Genomic DNA, 16,504 nt, shown 5'->3' on the forward strand with positions numbered 1-16,504 from the left:
GCAATTGTCTAGCTATGATTCCGGCGTCTGGTCGACGGGTGCGGCCGCCTCGCCGGGCAGCACGATCCGCACCTGCGCGCCGCCGCGCGGGGAGGTGTCGATGGTGATGGTGCCGCCGTGCTTGGTCACCACCTGTTTGACGATGGCAAGGCCCAGGCCCGAACCCGGCATCGAGCGCGAGGCCGTCACCCGATAGAACCGCTCGAACACCAACTCCCGCTCGCCGGGCGGAATTCCGGGACCCGCATCGTCGACGGACAGTTCGAGCAAGCCGCGCCCGGTTTCACGCATGGCGACCCGCACCTGCGCACCCGCCGGACTCCATTTGGCGGCATTGTCGAGCACATTGAGCACGGCCCGCTCCAAACCCGCCTCGTGGCCGTAGACGAACCACGGTCGCAATTCGGCGACGAATTCGATGGATCCGCGCCTGCGCCGGGCGCGTTCGAGTGCCCGCTCGGTGACCTCGCCCAGGTCGACCCGCTCGTAGACGTCCTCGGGGGCGTCCTCGCGCGCCAGATCGACCAGGTCGCCGACCAGGGTGGACAACTCCTCGATCTGCGCCATCACATCCGAGCGCAGTTCGGCCATCTCCTCCTCGGGGATGCGGGGCGCGCCGGGGCGGCTGGAGGCGATGAGCAGTTCCATATTGGTGCGCAGCGAGGTCAGCGGCGTGCGCAGTTCGTGGCCCGCGTCGGCCACCAATCTGCGCTGCCGGTCCCTGGATTCGGCCAGCGCCCGCAGCATGGTGTTGAAACTCTCGGTGAGTCTTGCCAGTTCGTCGTCACCCGCGACCGGGATCGGTGTCAGGTCGTCGGTTCTGGCGATGCGCTCGGTGGCCGCGGTGAGGCGAGCGATCGGCCGCAATCCGGTGCGCGCCACCGCCGTTCCCAATGCGGCGGCCAGCACCACACCGCTGCCGCCGACCACGAACAGCAGCCAGGCCAATCGGTCCAGCACCTCCCTGGTCGGCTCGAGTCGCTGCGAGATAACCAGCGTGGATCCGGAATTCAATCGGCGGGCCAATACGCGTTGATTGTCGGCGGTGCGCAGCGAGGAGTTCAGATCGCCGCGCGCGACCGCCAATTCGGGCGTGCCGAGCGGCGGATTGGTTCGCTGCGGCGGAATATAGAGCCGCAGATTCGGGAAGATGAGCGCGACGCCGATATCGTTGGAATACAGCGCGCCAACCAGCAAACCCTGGGGAAAGTCGTAGCGCTCGACATCGTGATCGATCATCGTGGCCGCACGCGTCTCCAATTGCGAATCCACCGACGCGTAGAGCGATCTCGCGACCATGGCGTAGGCGGCGATGGAGGTGCAGGCCACGGCGATGGCCACCAGCGAGGCGGCCAGCAGCGTCACCCGCCAGCGCAGCGAGACCGAGCGGGTCAGCGGCATGGGCGGGCGCAATTCGGCCGGTTCCGGCCGCTGCTGCCCGAGTTCGGCGACCACGGGGCGCCGGGGGTTGGTGCGTGCCATCGCCGACCTACGGCGGGGTCTCGCGCAGCACATAGCCGACGCCGCGCACGGTGTGGATCAGGCGAACCTCGCCCTCGGCCTCGGTTTTGCGGCGCAGATATCCGATATAGACCTCGAGGGCGTTGCCGGAGGTCGGGAAATCGTAACCCCAGACCTCCTCGAGAATGCGGCTACGGGTCAGCACGCGACGCGGGTTCGCCATCAGCATTTCCAGCAGTGAGAATTCGGTGCGGGTCAGGCTGATGGCGCGGGCGCCGCGCGACACCTCGCGGGTGACCGGATCCAGCGACAGATCAGCGAACTTCATCGCCTCCGAGGTCTCGGCCGCGTCGACGGTGGTCCTGCGCAGCAGCGCGCGCAGCCGGGCCAGCAACTCCTCCAGCGCGAAGGGTTTGGGCAGGTAGTCGTCCGCGCCCGCATCGAGTCCGGCCACCCGCTCGGAGACCGAATCGCGCGCGGTCAGGACCAGGATCGGCAGGTCGTCGCCGGTGCTGCGCAGCCGCCTGCACACCTCCAGCCCGTCCAGTCGCGGCATCATCACGTCGAGGACGAGCGCGTCGGGTCGCTGGGCGGTTGCCTTCTCCAAGGCGTCGACGCCGTCCACCGCGAGGTCGACGGAGTAACCATTGAAGGTCAGCGACCTGCGCAGCGATTCCCGGACGGCGCGATCGTCGTCGACTACCAGAATGCGCATGCCACCAGTTTGACCGGCTCGACTGAGAGGCGACTGAGAGGTCCGCTTCGACACGCCGCCCGCGGGCCGAGAGGCGTGACCAGCACGTTTTGCGGGAGCCTTGCGGGGACCCTCGCGGACCATCCATGATTAGGGCGCGAAACTCCTTCTGCCCAGCCAAATTCGAGCAATTGCGGGGCACGAACCCCAGATTGCCGCGGAACGCTCTGGACGGTATGTTCCGTGCGGTAAAAAGAAGACCTCGAGTTGGTTCTGCCGGTTGAATCCAAACACGAACAGCCACATGCGAACCGGGGGGTCACCGGCGATGCGGAGGCGAGGCGACTGAAGCGGATGGAAGCTGCACCGCGATCCTGGCAACTGAGCCTGTCCAACTGGTCGGTCACCCGGAAGGTGGGCATCGTCCTCGTCCTGCCCGTGTTGCTGGCCACCGTGTTCGCCGTGCTGCGCATCAACAACGAGCTGCGGGTCATGAGCCAGCTCGACATCGCCACCGAGCAGGCGGGCATCGTCAGGCCCATCGTCAAATTCAATACCGCCGCCGAACAACTCGCCGTCACCGCGACCGCGTCCTGGGGCAACACCGCCGATCCGCAGACCGATACCGCGCTCGGCAAATTCGATCAGTCACTGGCCGATCTGGAAACCGCGATCCGCAATACCCGCCTGTCGGCCAAGGCGAATCAGGAATTGGCCTCGGCCATCGCCACCGGCACCACCATGCGCAACAGCCTGCGCAACGGCTCACCCGCCATGGTCGGCGAGCAGGCCGATGAGATCGCCGCGCGCGCGGGCAACGCGCTGGCCCTCTCGCCCGCCGTCGACGATCTGACCGTGCAGCGCTACTTCCTGCAGCTGGGCGCGATCCAGACCGCGCGACGCACGCTGACCCAGCAGCGCTTGCTCATCGGCTCGCCGGGCGCGGGCAGCAACCCGAGCGTGCGCCCCCGTGTGCTCACCGCCGCGGGCGCGGAGATGACCGTCATCGGCACGTATTCGATGATCCAGCCGGAGAATTCGAACTACCTGCGCCCGCTGATGGACGCGGTGCAGATCCGGTTGGCCGCCTTCAGCCAGAACATCGGCGACCCGACCGCCAACCCCGCCGTGCTGGAATCGCTGCAGACCAGCGCCGACACCTACGACAAGACCACCGACCAGCTGACCGGTCTGATCGATAAGGCGCTGGCCGAGAGCACCTCCGAAGCGCAGGGCACCGCGCTGCGGGAGACGGCGGTGGTCATCGGCATGCTGCTCGCCGGTCTGGCGCTAGCGCTCGCGGTGGCGCGCACCCTGGTGGTCCCAGTGCGCAGGCTGCGCCGCGACGCGCTCGAGGTGGCGCATGTCAAACTGCCCGAGGAACTCGAGGTCGTCCGCGCGGGCGGCACCACCCCGCAGATCGAGCCGGTGGCCGTCGGCGGGGCCGACGAGATCGGTCAGCTCGCCCGCGCCGTGGACGAAATGCACGAGCGGGCCTTGAATCTCGCCGCCGAACAGGCTCGGCTGCGATTGCAGATCGGCAGCATGTTCGAAACCCTCTCCCGCCGCAGCCAGTCGCTGGTGGAGCAGCAGTTGGCGCTGATCGAGGACCTCGAACGCGACGAGGACAACACCGACCGTCTGCAAACCCTGTTCCGCCTGGACCACCTGGCCACCCGCATGCGCCGCAACGGCGACAACCTGCTGGTGCTGGCCGGAACCGCGCTGCGCCGCGGTCAACTCCAACCGGTGCGCCTGTCGGACATGCTCTGGAGCGCGGTTTCCCAGGTGGAGGACTACCAGCGGGTCGAGATCGGCGCGGTGCCCGACGGTATCGTCTCCGGCGAGCCCGCCGTCGATATCGAACATCTGCTCGCGGAGCTCATCGATAACGCGCTGCGCTACTCCCCGCCGACCACTCCGGTCGCGGTGACGGTGGCGCGGGCGGTGGACGGCGGCTACCTGATCGAGATCACCGACCGCGGTCTCGGCATGGCCGAGGACGATCTGCACACCACCAACGAGCGACTCGCCTCCGGCGGTGAGGTCACCGTCGAAACCGCCCGGCGCATGGGCCTTTACGTGGTGGGCCGCCTGGCCAAACGGCACAGCATCACCGTCGGCCTGCGCCGCACCTCGAATACCGTCCAGCAGTCCGGGATCACCGCGGGCGTGCATCTGCCGGGGGTGCTCGTCGCCACGCAACTCGCGGAAGCCGATCACCCGACCGGCATCCTGCCACCGGTGCTGATCGATACGCCGCGTCCCGAAGCGGCCGGGTCCGACAGCGTTTCGGGGACCCAGCCGAGGACATTGGTTCCGGTGCCCAATCTGCCGTCCAGCGGTCCGGTGCCACTGGCGAGCGGTCCGATCCCGATCGTGACGCCGACCGGCGCGACGGTGTCGGGTGGGGCAGCGCCCCTCGCCGACGTCAGCGGACCGGTGCCGATCGGAACGACTCCCAGTGGCACGCTCTCCCTTTCCGGGAGCGGACCGGTGCCGATCGGTACGACTCCGAGTGGCACGGTGCCTCTTTCCGGCAGTGAGCCGGAGAAGACCGGCTCCGCCACGACCTCCGAGTCGAATTGGTCGATACCGATCGGCGGCGGTGCGGCATCGGCCGGTCCGGTGCCCGCCTCGCCCCTCGCCTCGATTCCGGGGATCGGCGCGACCCGTTCCGGATCGGAGCCGACCAATTCCCCCGCGAGCGGGTCGATTCCGGTGGTTACCGGCCCACCGCGACCGGACTCCGATGCGACGCCATCGCACGGTGGCGAACCCGGCCGCGACGAGGCTCCCTTCGGCCGCACCAGTTCCGGTCTGCCGCAGCGCAGGCCGGCCCGATCGGCCGAGACATCCGGCAGTCCCACCTCCTTCGCGGCCTCGGATGCCGACCCGATGCCGACGGATGTGTGGGCCGAGATCACCGACGAACAGCCGACCGGCCCGCCCCTGTATCGCGCGCGACCGGAAACCCAGTCATCCGAACCGATCTCACCGCGACCGGTGCCGACGCTGAATCGCGGACCGGGTTCGGAACCGGATGATCCGACCCAACCCACCACCGGCACCCGGTTGCAACCGGTGGCCGGGTCCTCGCCGACCCCGATCTATCAGCGCATGGTCTCGGAGTGGCTGGTCGAGCCCGCCGCCACGCAGCGACCCGCCGACACGTGGCGCTCACCCGCCGACGCGGGCTGGATCGCCGCGGCGGACGCGAGTCATCCGACCGCGACCGGGCGCACCGTCGGCGGACTTCCGATCCGGAAACCTGGCGCGCAACTCGTGCCCGGCGGCGTGGATCAGGCCGCGCCCTCGGGCAGCATCCGCGACCCGGAAGAGATCCGCAACAACCTGACCAGGCATCTGAGCGGGGTCCGCAGCGGGCGGGCCAGCGCGCAGTACAACGACGGAGGGCATGCATGACCAACGCCAACAGCACGGATGAAAACCTGAACTGGCTCGTCGCCCGCTTCACCCGTGACGTGCCGGGGGTTTCCCATGCTGTCCTGGTTTCCGCGGACGGCCTGCTGCAGGCCACCAGCCCGCATCTGCCCGCCGATCGGGCCGAGCAACTCGCCGCCGTCACGGCCGGACTGGCCAGCCTGGCGGCGGGCGCGGCGGGACTGTTCGACGGCGGCAAGGTGATGCAGTCCATCGTGGAGATGCAGCGCGGCTACCTGCTGGTCATGAGTGTCGGCAACGGCTCGCATTTGGCGGTGCTGGCCAACAAGTCGCACGATATCGGCCGCATCGGCTATGAGATGGCGCTGCTTGTCGATCGGGTGGGGTCGGTGGTCACAGCCACCGCCCGCACCGCCGTCTGAGCGCGAAAGATGGTCAACCAGTACGGTTCCGGACACCACCGACCAACCACTCGCGTCCGGCCGTACGCCCTCACCTCCGGGCGTACCGAACCTGCGGTAGACCTCCCGCTGGAAGCGGTCATCGAGACCGTCGCCCACGGTGCTCACATCGACTGGCCCCTCGGCGATATCCGAACCGAGATCATTCGACTGGCCGCGCATCGGTTGTCCGTGGCCGAGATCGCGGCACACCTGAATCGACCTTTGGGCATGGTTCGGGTGATGATCGGTGATCTCGTGGTCGACGGCGCGCTGCGCGTGCATTCGACCCTGACCGAACAAGCAAGCTTCGACGAGCGTCGTTCCCTGATGGAGAGGACTTTGCGTGGACTCCGTGCCTTATAGGACGTTAGGGCCCAACGGAACATCCAAGAATGAGGATTCGGACACCAGGGTCGCCTCGACCAAGATCGTGGTGGCCGGTGGGTTCGGCGTCGGCAAGACCACTTTCGTCGGCTCGGTCTCGGAGATCGTGCCGCTGCGCACCGAGGCGATGGTGACGCGCTACTCCGACGGCGTCGACGATCTGGCCGATACCCCGGAGAAGGAAACCACCACGGTCGCCATGGATTTCGGCCGGATCATCCTGCCGGGCAACCTGGTGCTGTACCTGTTCGGCACGCCGGGGCAGCGGCGGTTCTGGTTCATGTGGGACGACCTGATCCGCGGCGCGATCGGCGCGGTGGTGCTGGTCGATACCCGCAGGCTGGAGGACAGCTTCGCGGCGGTCGACTTCTTCGAGGCGCGCAAACTGCCGTTCGTGATCGCGGTGAATCGTTTTCCCGATGCCCCGCGCTTCCCCATCCCCGAACTGCGCGAGGCGCTTTCGGTGCGCGATGGGGTGCCGATCATGGATCTGGACGCGCGCAATGCCAACGAGGTGCGTCAGGCACTGGCCGCCGTGACCGAGTACGCGATCGCGCAGTTGAAGTCGCTGGAGTTCGAGGGTTCGGCCCGAAAGGGCTGAACCGGGTGCGATATTCGGCGCCGATCGAATGCGGGCGCGCGCGATCGCCTCGGGTTCGCCGATGCGGGCATGTCGCGCGCGGGACCGACTTACAGTGGGAGACATGCGTTTCGGGTCACGGCCGGAACGAGACCGGTTGGTTGGGCCAGTAGCAGGGAAGGACCGGACGTGACGCCCGAGCAAGAGGAAGTGCTGCGTGACATCCAGGAGCAGTTGCACGGGCCGGGGCTGCGGGGTTGGCCGCAGTTGGGTACGGATGCCGACGGGCACCACCGCACCCTGGTCGACGGTTTGGCGCTGGCCTTGGATCGGATCGATCGGCTGACCGAGGAGTCGGCGGCGCTGCGCGATCAGGTGGTCGAATTGCGCAGGGAGATCGGCGATTTAGAGATGACGACGGCCGATCTGGATGCGGAGGTCCAGCGGTTGAGCGGGCGCGCGCTGCCGTGGCCGCTGTCGCTGCTCGCGGGTCCGGCGGCGCTGGTCGGCGAGCAGCTGGCCCGATTGGAGGCGGTGCTGGCGGATCTGTCGAATTCCGCTGGGCCGCCGCGGGGTTCCGGCAACGGCACGGCGGCGCCGCTGCCTCGGGCTCGGAGCTAGGGCGGCGAACGTTGATCGACGTGGGCTGCTCGACATAGGCGATCGCACACAGGGTGAACGCGCTGTGTCGTTCCGGCCCGAGCCGGCTTCAACGCGGAATATCCACTGCGGTAAGAGAATTGGATTCGGCGATGTGCCGAGATTTGGCGATGAGCGGGTTCTCACCGGAACCGGGAGAACCCGCCCTCCCGGATGAGACTACCGGCGCACGGTTGCGTTCGCATCTCGGCATGGAGACTTTTCTGGCCGCCAAAAACCAACTCCCAGTAGGTAATTCACGGCGCAGCAATCCTGCCGCAATCGACCGGATCGAAGCGCGCCTTGTGACCGCGAACACATTGATAGCTCGCACATTGCCGATCTCGGCGCACTGACCACTTTGCGTCAGCGCACCGAATCGGTCGATTCGGAGTTGACCTGGCGCGAAATAGTCGCTCTCGAAGCCGATCGGTCGCCACCGGGAGAGTCGCCCGGCACCGATCGGCTTCGAGCCGGTTTGCCCCGGAACCCGATTCAGAGTCGAGTCGGATCGACGACCCCGCGCCGAATCGCCGCGACCAGTCGGCGCGGCACCCGGTATTCGACTCCCGCGACCGTGATCGGCACCAGATCGACCGGTGCGGCCTTCCACTGCGCACGCCTGCTGCGGGTATTCGCGCGCGACATCCTCCGCTTGGGAACCGCCATGTCAGCCCTCCCTGCCGGGCCGCACCCGGCGGCCGTACCTGCGCTCGAACTTCTCCACCCGGCCCTGACTGTCCAGTACGCGATGCGCGCCGGTCCAGAACGGATGCGAATCGGATGTCACATCGACCACGATCAGCGGGTAGGTGTGGCCGTCGGACCACGCCACGCTGCGCTCACCGGTCGCGGTGGACCGGGTCAGGAACCGCTTGCCGGTGCCGGAGTCCTCGAACACCACCGGGTGGTAGTCGGGGTGGATGCCGGATCTCACTTCGCCTCTCCTCTCGAGTTGTACTGTTGCGCGGCACTGTCTTCCAGGGTTTCCCCGGAGTCCGCGCACGGGTCGGCGTGCCATTCGCCGAACGGATCGGGCCAGTGCGCCACCCGTTCGGGCGCGCGCTCTACCAGGCGCAACTCGTCGTCCTCCACCAGCGCCCAGTGCAGGGCGGTCCGGATATCGGCGGGATCGGCGTCGTGCACCAGGACGACCAGCGAGGTATCGCGGTCGCCGAAGGTGTCGTCCCAGCGCAGCGCGGCCAGTGCCCGCCGGTCCGGATCCGCCTGCGCCAGTTCGTCGGGTTCCATGGCGGCCAGCCAGCGGCCCGCCCCGCCGACGCGCAAACCGCCACCCGCCGATTCCAACCAGAGCACCTCATCGGGCTGGGTGGCCAGCCAGATCCGACCACGCGCGGTGACCACCCCGTCGAACAGCACATCCAGCGCCGAGTGCAGGCGTTCGGGATGGAAGGGGCGGCTCGCCGCGAACTCCAGGATCTCGACGCCGAAATCGCTTGTCAGCGGCGGTTGTCCGCGCAACAGCGGGGCGTGGGCATCGAAGACGCGGCCGCGGCGGGCGCGAGTTGGGATGCGGGCGAGCAGGTCCGAGACATGGTCACCCGCGAGGTGGGCGGGATGGTCGAACCAGGCCACCGGCGCATCCGGATTCAGTCGGGTCAGCACGGCGGCGAGTCGACCGCGGTCGGTCGGGTCCGCGGCAGGGCCGAAAGCCAGGACGGCATCGGCGAAATCGACCTGTCCGACGGCTACCTGAGCGACGGTGCGGTCGTCATCGGCGCGTGCCGCACCGCGTTCGGCCAGGGTGTCCTCGCCGGTGGCGTCGGCGAGCCAACTCTCGGCATCCAGGCAGGTCAATACCGCCTCGACGCGAATATCGCGCCCGGCGGGTCCGTCGACTCGGCCGAGTACGCCGGTGACCACCACATTCTCGACGGCCCGGCAGATGGCCTCCGCCTCGAAGGCCGGATCGAGTTCCAGCACTACCCGGCGCACCGAATCGCGGGTGGCGAGCAGGCACAGCAGCGGCAAGAGATCGATGCGCAGCGTGCACGAGGCACAGCCGTGGGCCAGTTCCAACACGGTCTCGATCTCCCGGTCGCCCTCGCGCACGGTGCGGCGCACGATGCCCTCCGACAGTGCGCCGAGATCATGGCGCACCACGACGGTGCCCGGCGTCTGCCCGAGCAGCGCGGCGGTGCGGGCGAGTCCGGCGGCGGCGGGTCCGGAGAACCCGGCGATCAGCACCAGGGGCTTGCGCCGGTCGCCCCCGGACGGGATGGGATCAGGCACGATACCCCTTTCGACAATGGTTTTCATTTACTGGAGCCACACGCTACAGTGTCGAACGACCATTGTCGAAAACGACTATCATCTTCGAAAGGAGGTCGCCGCCATGTCGGCCCACTGCCAGGTCACCGGACGCAAACCCGGCTTCGGCAAATCCGTCTCGCATTCACACCGGCGGACCAGCCGCCGCTGGAACCCGAATATCCAGCGCAAGACCTACTACCTGCCCAGCGAGGACCGCCGCGTCACGCTCACCGTCTCGACCAAGGGCATCAAGACCATCGATCGCGACGGCATCGAAGCCGTCGTGGCGCGGCTGCGCGCCCGCGGCGAAAAGATCTGAGAGAGGACGGTTCCCATGGCATCCAAGGCGACCGAGGTGCGGCCGATCATCAAACTCAAGTCGACGGCGGGCACCGGCTACACCTATGTCACCCGCAAGAACCGGCGCAATGATCCGGACCGGATGGTGTTGCGCAAGTACGACCCGGTCGTACGCAAGCACGTTGATTTTCGAGAGGAACGCTGATGGCAGCGGCATCCGAGAGCAGCCTTCGGGAGGAGCGCTGAATGGCCAAGAAGTCCAAAATCATTCGCAATGACCAGCGTCGCGAGATCGTGGCCCGCTTCGCCGCCCGCCGCGCCGAACTGAAGGAACTCATCGGCAAACCCGCCACCCCGCAGGCACAACGCCTCGCCGCGCAGGCCGAGCTACGCCGCCAGCCCCGCGATGCCAGTCCGGTACGATTGCGCAATCGGGACGCCGCGGATGGAAGACCGCGCGGACATCTGCGCAAGTTCGGCCTCTCCCGTGTACGTGTGCGCGAGATGGCGCATCGGGGCGAATTGCCCGGTGTGCGCAAATCGAGCTGGTAGGCAACCACTGATCTCCTGAGAAGGAACCCGTCATATGGCAGTCAAGCGAGCACCGTCGAAGAAGGTTCGCGCTGAGCAGGCCCGGCGCCCGAAGAAGAACCCGCTCATCGCCGCGGGTGTCGAAACGGTCGACTACAAGGACGTGAACCTGCTGCGCACGTTCATCTCCGACCGAGGCAAGATCCGCAGCCGCCGCGTCACCGGGCTCACCCCGCAGCAGCAGCGGCAGGTCGCCGTCGCGGTCAAGAACGCGCGCGAGATGGCCCTGCTGCCGTTCACCAGCCGCTGACCCCCAAGCGGAAAAGACCCCCGATGGTTCAAACCACCGGGGGTCTTTTTCTCTTGGCACCGAAGGGGTTTCGACCCTACGGGATGGTCAGCACCTGGCCCGGATTGATCAGGTCCGGGTTGTCGATGCCGCTGGCGGCGGCGATCTCCTGGTAGCGGTTGCCGTCGCCGTAGAAGCGCTCGGCGATGGCCCACAGGGTGTCGCCCGGCTCTACGGTGTAGGTCTGGGCGGCGGGCGGCGGCGGAACCTCCTCGGCGGCCGGCTCGGCCACCGGCGCGGCCGGGGCGGGCTCCGGCGCGGGCAGCGGGGTGTCGGTGTTGGTCTCCGAGGCCCACAGCGCGCCACCGTCGGTGCCGTAGAGCACGACATTGCGGTCGGGCTGTACGACCAGACGATCGGCCGAGCGGCCGTTGGTCTCGGTGGACCAGGCCGCGCCGTCACCCTTGTAGAGAACGAAGTTGCCGTCCTCCTGCAGCACCGCGCGCTCGACGCCCTGATTGTGCGTCAGGGTGGACCACACGACATTCCCACCCGGCTCCGACAGCACCAGGTTTCCGTCGGCCTGCAGCGTCAGGGTGTACGCACCGCCGGTGAGGGACTGCCCGAGTCCCAGCTGTTCTCCTACGCGCAGCGTGTCGCCCACGTTGTTCCTTTCGAGAGTTACTGTGCAGAGCATCGAATCCGATACCGCCCGAAGAGCCCTGGCGCGCATCAGGTCCTAAGCTAACGCGAGTGCCGCCGTTGCGGGAGGATTACGCGCAGGGTTCGCGGAAAGTTCACTGTGTGGCGTTCGCTACTGTGTTCGCTTGGCGCACAGACCGGCCGGTGCCCGTGCGGGTTTGCTGCGGGGTCGGCCGAGCGGTGCGGGCAGGCTGGATTAGGGTGGCCCCCATGCAACGGATCTCGCCCGCGCGCGCCGCGGCGCTGTTCGCCACCGCACTGCTCGGCCTCGCCGCCGCAGGTTGCTCCGGCTCGGATAGCGGTGCCGCACAGGGGAATACCGGATCGGCGCGCAGTTCCGCGCCGAGCACCCCGGTCCAGGACACCGGTGCGGGTCTCGGCCGCGACTTCACCGCCGATCCCACAATCGTTGGCGCGCACGCCATTTCCTTCCCGTCGTGGCGAAAGGTGGCCGAGGACAGGATCGCGGTGAACTTCCAGTCGGGCGCGCCGGAATGCTACGGCGTCGACGCCTCGGTCACCGAGACCGACAAATCCGTCACCGTGGAACTGCGCTCGGGCACCCGCCCCGCGGCCGTCGGCCGCATGTGCACCATGGTCGCGGTCTTCGGCACCCTGGAGGTGCCGCTGAAATCCCCGCTCGGACAGCGCCAGGTGCTCAGCGCCGCATAGGACCGAACGAAAACGAGCCCGGCCCAGTGGTTTCCGGGCCGGGCTCGCGACGGCGCGAATCAGTGCGCGAAGTGGCGCGAACCGGTGAGGTAGAGGGTCACGCCCGCCTCGCGGCACAGCTCGATGGTGTCCTTGTCGCGAATGGAACCGCCGGGATGCACAATGGCGCGCACACCCGCGCCGACCAGGATCTGCGGACCGTCGGAGAAGGGGAAGAAGGCGTCCGAGGCCGCGACCGCACCCTTGGCCCGCTCACCCGCCCGCTCCACCGCGAGCTTGCACGAGTCGACCCGGTTGACCTGCCCCATACCCACACCGACCGCCGCGCCGTCGTCGGCGAGCAGGATCGCATTGGATTTGACGGCACGGCAGGCGCGCCAGGCGAATTCGAGATCGCGCAGGGTCGCCGCGTCGGCCGGCTCGCCCGCCGCCAGCGTCCACGCCGACGGGTCGTCGCCCGCCGCGTCCAGGATGTCGCGCTCCTGCAGCAGCGCACCACCGCTGACCGGACGCAGCTCGGCGCCCTTGCGCACGGCGGGATCGGCGATCAGGACCCGCACATTCTTCTTGCGTCCCAAGACCTCCACCGCGCCATCGGCGTAGCCGGGGGCCACGATGACCTCGGTGAAGATCTCGGCCACCTGCTCGGCCATCTCCACCGAGACCTCGCGATTGGCCGCGATGACACCGCCGTAGGCCGAGACCGGATCGGTGGCGTGCGCCTTGCGGTGCGCCTCGGCGATATCCGCGCCCACCGCGATACCGCACGGATTGGCATGTTTGATCACGGCGACGGCAGGCGCGTCGAAATCATAGGCGGCCCGCCAGGCGGCATCGGCATCGGTGTAGTTGTTGTACGACATCTCCTTGCCGTGCAACTGCTTTGCCTGCGCCAGCCCGCGCGCACCGCTACCGGTGTACAGCGCCGCGCCCTGGTGCGGGTTCTCGCCGTAGCGCAGCACCGATTCGCGCTGCCACGTGGCACCGATCCACTCCGGGAACTGCAGCGGCCCTTCCGATTCCGCGCCCGAAGCGGGCACGGCCACATTCGTCATCCAGCTCGCGACCGCGACATCGTAGGTGGCGGTGTGCTGGAAAGCCTTGGCGGCCAAGGCGGTCCGCTCGGCCAGGGTGAAACCGCCGAGGCGCACCGACTCCAGCACGCTGTCGTAGTCGCCGGTCGAGACGACCACCGCGACCGAGGGGTGGTTCTTGGCCGCCGCCCGCACCATGGACGGCCCGCCGATATCGATCTGCTCAACGCACTCGTCGACACTGGCACCGCCGGCCACCGTCTCGGTGAACGGGTACAGATTCACCACCACGAGCTCGAACGCCTCGACGCCGAGTTCGACCAACTGGTCGACGTGCTCCTGCTTGCGCGAATCGGCGAGGATGCCCGCGTGCACCCGCGGATGCAGCGTCTTGACCCGGCCGTCCAGCGTCTCGGGGAAGCCGGTCAGATCCTCCACCTTCGTCACCGGGATGCCCGCGTCGGCGATCCGGCCCGCGGTGGATCCGGTCGAGACCAACTCGACACCGGCGGCGTGCAATCCGCTCGCCAACTCGATCAACCCGGTCTTGTCGTAGACGCTCACCAAAGCCCTGCTGATCGGCCTGCGTTCGCTGGTCACGGAAATACTGCCTTTCGTCCGTCGGAGACAATGCCGCGCGTCGCGACGGCGGCGACAACCTCCGCCAGCAACCGTCGCTCGACAACCTTGATGCGCTCGTGCAGACCGGCCTCGTCGTCGTCGGGCCGCACCGACACCGCCTCCTGCGCGAGGATCGGCCCGGTGTCCACACCCGCGTCCACGAGGTGCACGGTCGAACCGGTGACCTTCACGCCGTAGGCCAGCGCGTCGCGCACCCCGTGCGCGCCGGGAAACGACGGCAGCAGCGCGGGATGGGTATTCAGAATGCGGCCGCCGAAGCGCTCCAGGAACGCCGGGCCGAGGATTTTCATGAATCCGGCCGAGACCACCAAATCGGGCGAGTAGGCGGCGACGACGTCCGCGAGCGCGACATCCCATGCGGCGCGATCGGGAAAGTCGGTGAGCGCCACCCGGAAATGCGGGACGCCCGCCTGTTCGGCGTGTGCGGTGGCCGGGCAATCCCGGTCCACGCCCACCGCCGCGATACGGGCCGGGTAGCCGGGCGCGGCCGCGGCGTCGAGCAGGGAGCGCAGCAGGGATCCGGTGCCCGAGGCGAGCACGACGACAGCGGCCGGTACCGAGGCGGGCACCCTGGTGACATGCGGGGTCGTCAGCGCACTACTCCTGCGTGTAGGTCGAACGGCGGACGAGTACCGCCGCGACTAGGGCCTGTGTCGAAGTCTCATTCGGATGCATCCGTGGCTCAGCTCGTCGCCTGGCAAGGCGGAGGAGTTCCCGATACCGGTGTTGTATCGGGGACGACGACAACGCGGCCAGGCGGCGAGCTGGGCCGCGGAGGCGCCGGATGAGACTTCGACACAGGCCCTAGCGTAGTAGGCCCGCCGGGCGCGATCGTTCCCAGCCCGGCACTGCCCGAATTCAGTGCCGAGCGGCGGGTCCGCTCTCGGGCTGATCGGGCTCGACCACCTCCGCGTCCACAATGTCGGGGGCCTGCTCGGGCGCCGCCCGGGTGCTCAGCGCGGGCTGGTCCGCCACGACTTCGGCGTCGACCAATTCGGCATCGATGAGTTCGGCATCGATGAGTTCATCGTCGCGTTCGTCCTCGGGATCGGGTCCCTCGTGGTCGGGATAGTCGTCGTAGCGGTCGTCCGCGTCGTAGTGGTCGTCCGGGTGATAGTCGTCGTAATCGTCGGCGTAGTAATCCAATTCGTCGTCGGGCTCCGGATCGTAGCGATCGTCGGCCTGCGCGTATCTGTCCGCCAGCGGCGTTACCGGCACCACGAACCAGCGGGCGATCACCAACCCGATATAGCCGGGAACGGCAAGGCAGACGAAGGTCAGCAGCACGAAGAAGGGCAGGTCCGGACCGACCCGGCCGAAATTGCCGAGTTCGCCCCCTGCCGCTTGCGCGCCCACCGCCAACAGCAGCGCCGCCAATGCCGAGGACAGCAGGGTGGCCCACGGGGCGGTGACCCGGTCGTGCGAGGTGCGCGCGCAGTCGAGTCCGCCGAGCGCGCCGACGCCCACCGGAACCACCAGCAGCACCGCCCACCAGCCCGAAGCCGGTCCTTCGGGCAGGACCGCCATGATCGGCACCGCCGGAATCGGCCCGCCGACAACGGAGAACAGCCCGATCGAAGCGGTACCGAACTGCGCGGTCGAACCCACCAGCACCCCCACCGCGAGCAGCACCGCATTCGGCAGATAGCCCAGTGCGAGCACGCTCAGACCGATCGCCCCGGCGGCATTCCCCGCCGACCGGTACATCTCGCCGAGACGCGACCAGTGCGCGAGGAAGGAAAGCACGGTCACGGCCGCCGCACCGGCGAGCAGCCGCAGCGCGGTGCGCCCCGCGAAGTGCGCCCCGACCAGCACCCAGTCGGGCAGCAGCGCGGGCGCGGTCCGCTGCCGCAGGACCCGACCGGCGATACCGACCACTGCCGCGACCAGATGCAGTCCGCCGACCCAGCCGAAGGCGGCCAGTGAATTGGGCGGTTGCAGCGCGACCACGCCGGAAGCGTCCTCGGCGACGGCAAGACAGACCGCAGTGATCAGCAGCGGTCCGGCCAGGGACGCACCGAGAATCCAGCCCAGATCGCGTCGGGTCGCGCCCGACTCCACCGCGCGGGCGCATTCGCGGGCCGCCGCCCACAGCAGCAGCCCCGTCGGCAGCAGGGGCAGCAGGCCGAGCGTCGTCTTCCCGATGACCAGCGGAATCTGATGCGTGGCGAACCAACTCGCCGCGAGCGCGGCCGAGACGCCGCCCATGCCCCCGCCGGAGGTGAGCAGCGCGGCGAGCACCAGGACCGCGAGACCGATGACCGCGAAAGCCGAGGGACGCGCCGCGACGAGCAGCAGCGCCCGGCCCCGCTCGGGGGTCAGCGACAGAAATCCCGGCTCGTCGGCGTCCTCACGCGGGCGCTGTCGCGGCGGCGGACGTAGGGGCGCTCTCGCCGCTCGTGCTTCCTCGGTGCGGCGCACGACCGAATTCCTCTGGGAGCTCATGACATTTCA

General features: G+C 68.4%; 19 protein-coding genes. 10 read left to right on the forward strand and 9 right to left on the reverse strand.

Annotated elements, in window-relative coordinates:
- Nucleotides 1-12 precede the first annotated feature (12 nt).
- On the reverse strand, nucleotides 13-1,482 hold the full coding sequence (locus tag D5S18_RS08720; RefSeq protein WP_120039327.1) for a HAMP domain-containing sensor histidine kinase: 1,470 nt from the start codon (nucleotides 1,480-1,482) through the stop codon (nucleotides 13-15).
- 7 nt (nucleotides 1,483-1,489) lie between these two features.
- Nucleotides 1,490-2,176 (reverse strand): response regulator transcription factor, encoded by a 687-nt coding sequence (locus D5S18_RS08725; RefSeq protein ID WP_120039328.1) that lies wholly within the window; start codon nucleotides 2,174-2,176, stop codon nucleotides 1,490-1,492.
- Between the two features lie 333 nt (nucleotides 2,177-2,509).
- Here D5S18_RS08725 and D5S18_RS08730 point away from each other — a divergent pair, with 333 nt between their 5' ends.
- From D5S18_RS08730 to D5S18_RS08750, 5 genes are all read left to right on the forward strand, one after another.
- On the forward strand, nucleotides 2,510-5,581 hold the full coding sequence (locus tag D5S18_RS08730) for an ATP-binding protein (protein WP_120040408.1): 3,072 nt from the start codon (nucleotides 2,510-2,512) through the stop codon (nucleotides 5,579-5,581).
- The gene (locus tag D5S18_RS08735) at nucleotides 5,578-5,982 is read left to right on the forward strand and encodes a roadblock/LC7 domain-containing protein (protein ID WP_120039329.1); all 405 of its coding nucleotides are present in this window, start codon (nucleotides 5,578-5,580) and stop codon (nucleotides 5,980-5,982) included. Before D5S18_RS08730 ends, D5S18_RS08735 begins: the two co-directional genes overlap by 4 nt.
- Before the next feature lie 9 nt (nucleotides 5,983-5,991).
- Complete coding sequence (locus D5S18_RS08740; RefSeq protein ID WP_120039330.1) at nucleotides 5,992-6,366, forward strand: DUF742 domain-containing protein; 375 nt, start codon at nucleotides 5,992-5,994, stop codon at nucleotides 6,364-6,366.
- Complete coding sequence (locus D5S18_RS08745) at nucleotides 6,356-6,988, forward strand: GTP-binding protein (RefSeq protein WP_239003631.1); 633 nt, start codon at nucleotides 6,356-6,358, stop codon at nucleotides 6,986-6,988. The genes D5S18_RS08740 and D5S18_RS08745 overlap by 11 nt, the downstream gene beginning before the upstream one ends.
- 168 nt (nucleotides 6,989-7,156) lie before the next feature.
- Nucleotides 7,157-7,588: a hypothetical protein gene (locus D5S18_RS08750; protein WP_147403909.1), complete on the forward strand. Its 432-nt coding sequence runs from the start codon at nucleotides 7,157-7,159 to the stop codon at nucleotides 7,586-7,588.
- 513 nt (nucleotides 7,589-8,101) lie between these two features.
- On the opposite strand, the gene rpmF is transcribed toward D5S18_RS08750, so the two are convergent.
- Genes rpmF through mrf form a run of 3 tightly spaced genes read right to left on the reverse strand, consistent with a single transcriptional unit; the run spans nucleotide 8,102 to nucleotide 9,886 of the window.
- Nucleotides 8,102-8,275 (reverse strand): 50S ribosomal protein L32, encoded by a 174-nt coding sequence (gene rpmF, locus D5S18_RS08755; protein WP_120039333.1) that lies wholly within the window; start codon nucleotides 8,273-8,275, stop codon nucleotides 8,102-8,104.
- Between the two features lies 1 nt (nucleotide 8,276).
- Nucleotides 8,277-8,543 (reverse strand): type B 50S ribosomal protein L31, encoded by a 267-nt coding sequence (locus D5S18_RS08760; protein WP_120039334.1) that lies wholly within the window; start codon nucleotides 8,541-8,543, stop codon nucleotides 8,277-8,279.
- Entirely contained in the window at nucleotides 8,540-9,886 is a 1,347-nt protein-coding gene (mrf, locus tag D5S18_RS08765; protein ID WP_120039335.1) for a ribosome hibernation factor-recruiting GTPase MRF, read from the reverse strand. The genes D5S18_RS08760 and mrf overlap by 4 nt, the downstream gene beginning before the upstream one ends.
- Nucleotides 9,887-9,962: 76 nt before the next feature.
- Between mrf and rpmB the strand changes: the two genes are divergently transcribed.
- From rpmB to rpsR, 4 genes are read left to right on the forward strand one after another with little or no spacing between them, the layout of a single operon-like run.
- Nucleotides 9,963-10,199, forward strand: a complete 237-nt coding sequence (gene rpmB / locus D5S18_RS08770; RefSeq protein WP_120039336.1) for a 50S ribosomal protein L28 — start codon at nucleotides 9,963-9,965, stop codon at nucleotides 10,197-10,199.
- Nucleotides 10,200-10,214: 15 nt separating this feature from the next.
- On the forward strand, nucleotides 10,215-10,385 hold the full coding sequence (rpmG, locus tag D5S18_RS08775; protein ID WP_120039337.1) for a 50S ribosomal protein L33: 171 nt from the start codon (nucleotides 10,215-10,217) through the stop codon (nucleotides 10,383-10,385).
- 41 nt (nucleotides 10,386-10,426) lie between these two features.
- The gene (gene rpsN, locus D5S18_RS08780; RefSeq protein WP_120039338.1) at nucleotides 10,427-10,732 is read left to right on the forward strand and encodes a 30S ribosomal protein S14; all 306 of its coding nucleotides are present in this window, start codon (nucleotides 10,427-10,429) and stop codon (nucleotides 10,730-10,732) included.
- 34 nt (nucleotides 10,733-10,766) lie between these two features.
- Nucleotides 10,767-11,021 (forward strand): 30S ribosomal protein S18, encoded by a 255-nt coding sequence (gene rpsR / locus D5S18_RS08785; protein ID WP_040695439.1) that lies wholly within the window; start codon nucleotides 10,767-10,769, stop codon nucleotides 11,019-11,021.
- Nucleotides 11,022-11,097: 76 nt separating this feature from the next.
- Here rpsR and D5S18_RS08790 read toward each other — a convergent pair whose 3' ends face one another.
- Entirely contained in the window at nucleotides 11,098-11,664 is a 567-nt protein-coding gene (locus D5S18_RS08790; protein ID WP_120039339.1) for a LysM peptidoglycan-binding domain-containing protein, read from the reverse strand.
- Nucleotides 11,665-11,912: 248 nt separating this feature from the next.
- Between D5S18_RS08790 and D5S18_RS08795 the strand changes: the two genes are divergently transcribed.
- Nucleotides 11,913-12,374 (forward strand): hypothetical protein, encoded by a 462-nt coding sequence (locus D5S18_RS08795; protein WP_203236664.1) that lies wholly within the window; start codon nucleotides 11,913-11,915, stop codon nucleotides 12,372-12,374.
- A gap of 59 nt (nucleotides 12,375-12,433) precedes the next feature.
- Here D5S18_RS08795 and purH read toward each other — a convergent pair whose 3' ends face one another.
- The 3 genes from purH to D5S18_RS08810 form a co-directional block, all read right to left on the reverse strand.
- Nucleotides 12,434-14,014 carry a bifunctional phosphoribosylaminoimidazolecarboxamide formyltransferase/IMP cyclohydrolase gene (purH, locus tag D5S18_RS08800; RefSeq protein WP_120040412.1) on the reverse strand — a complete coding sequence of 527 codons (1,581 nt, stop codon included), beginning with the start codon at nucleotides 14,012-14,014 and terminating at the stop codon, nucleotides 12,434-12,436.
- On the reverse strand, nucleotides 14,005-14,619 hold the full coding sequence (gene purN / locus D5S18_RS08805; protein ID WP_120039340.1) for a phosphoribosylglycinamide formyltransferase: 615 nt from the start codon (nucleotides 14,617-14,619) through the stop codon (nucleotides 14,005-14,007). The genes purH and purN overlap by 10 nt, the downstream gene beginning before the upstream one ends.
- Before the next feature lie 289 nt (nucleotides 14,620-14,908).
- A complete protein-coding gene (locus D5S18_RS08810; RefSeq protein WP_120039341.1) occupies nucleotides 14,909-16,495 on the reverse strand; it encodes a cell division protein PerM in 1,587 nt (528 codons plus the stop codon).
- Between the last annotated feature and the right edge of the window lie 9 nt (nucleotides 16,496-16,504).

It is taken from the genome of Nocardia panacis, assembly GCF_003598715.1.
GTDB classification, from domain to species: domain Bacteria; phylum Actinomycetota; class Actinomycetes; order Mycobacteriales; family Mycobacteriaceae; genus Nocardia; species Nocardia panacis.

Excerpts from the sequence above, each read along its gene's own strand:
- rpmF (WP_120039333.1), bottom strand. The coding sequence starts at position 8,275 with ATGGCGGTTCCCAAGCGGAGGATGTCGCGCGCGAATACCCGCAGCAGG.
- rpmB (WP_120039336.1), top strand. The coding sequence starts at position 9,963 with ATGTCGGCCCACTGCCAGGTCACCGGACGCAAACCCGGCTTCGGCAAA.
- D5S18_RS08795 (WP_203236664.1), top strand. The coding sequence starts at position 11,913 with ATGCAACGGATCTCGCCCGCGCGCGCCGCGGCGCTGTTCGCCACCGCA.
- D5S18_RS08725 (WP_120039328.1), bottom strand. The coding sequence starts at position 2,176 with ATGCGCATTCTGGTAGTCGACGACGATCGCGCCGTCCGGGAATCGCTG.
- rpsR (WP_040695439.1), top strand. The coding sequence starts at position 10,767 with ATGGCAGTCAAGCGAGCACCGTCGAAGAAGGTTCGCGCTGAGCAGGCC.
- D5S18_RS08740 (WP_120039330.1), top strand. The coding sequence starts at position 5,992 with ATGGTCAACCAGTACGGTTCCGGACACCACCGACCAACCACTCGCGTC.
- rpsN (WP_120039338.1), top strand. The coding sequence starts at position 10,427 with ATGGCCAAGAAGTCCAAAATCATTCGCAATGACCAGCGTCGCGAGATC.
- mrf (WP_120039335.1), bottom strand. The coding sequence starts at position 9,886 with ATGAAAACCATTGTCGAAAGGGGTATCGTGCCTGATCCCATCCCGTCC.
- D5S18_RS08810 (WP_120039341.1), bottom strand. The coding sequence starts at position 16,495 with ATGAGCTCCCAGAGGAATTCGGTCGTGCGCCGCACCGAGGAAGCACGA.
- D5S18_RS08735 (WP_120039329.1), top strand. The coding sequence starts at position 5,578 with ATGACCAACGCCAACAGCACGGATGAAAACCTGAACTGGCTCGTCGCC.
- rpmG (WP_120039337.1), top strand. The coding sequence starts at position 10,215 with ATGGCATCCAAGGCGACCGAGGTGCGGCCGATCATCAAACTCAAGTCG.
- D5S18_RS08720 (WP_120039327.1), bottom strand. The coding sequence starts at position 1,482 with ATGGCACGCACCAACCCCCGGCGCCCCGTGGTCGCCGAACTCGGGCAG.
- D5S18_RS08730 (WP_120040408.1), top strand. The coding sequence starts at position 2,510 with ATGGAAGCTGCACCGCGATCCTGGCAACTGAGCCTGTCCAACTGGTCG.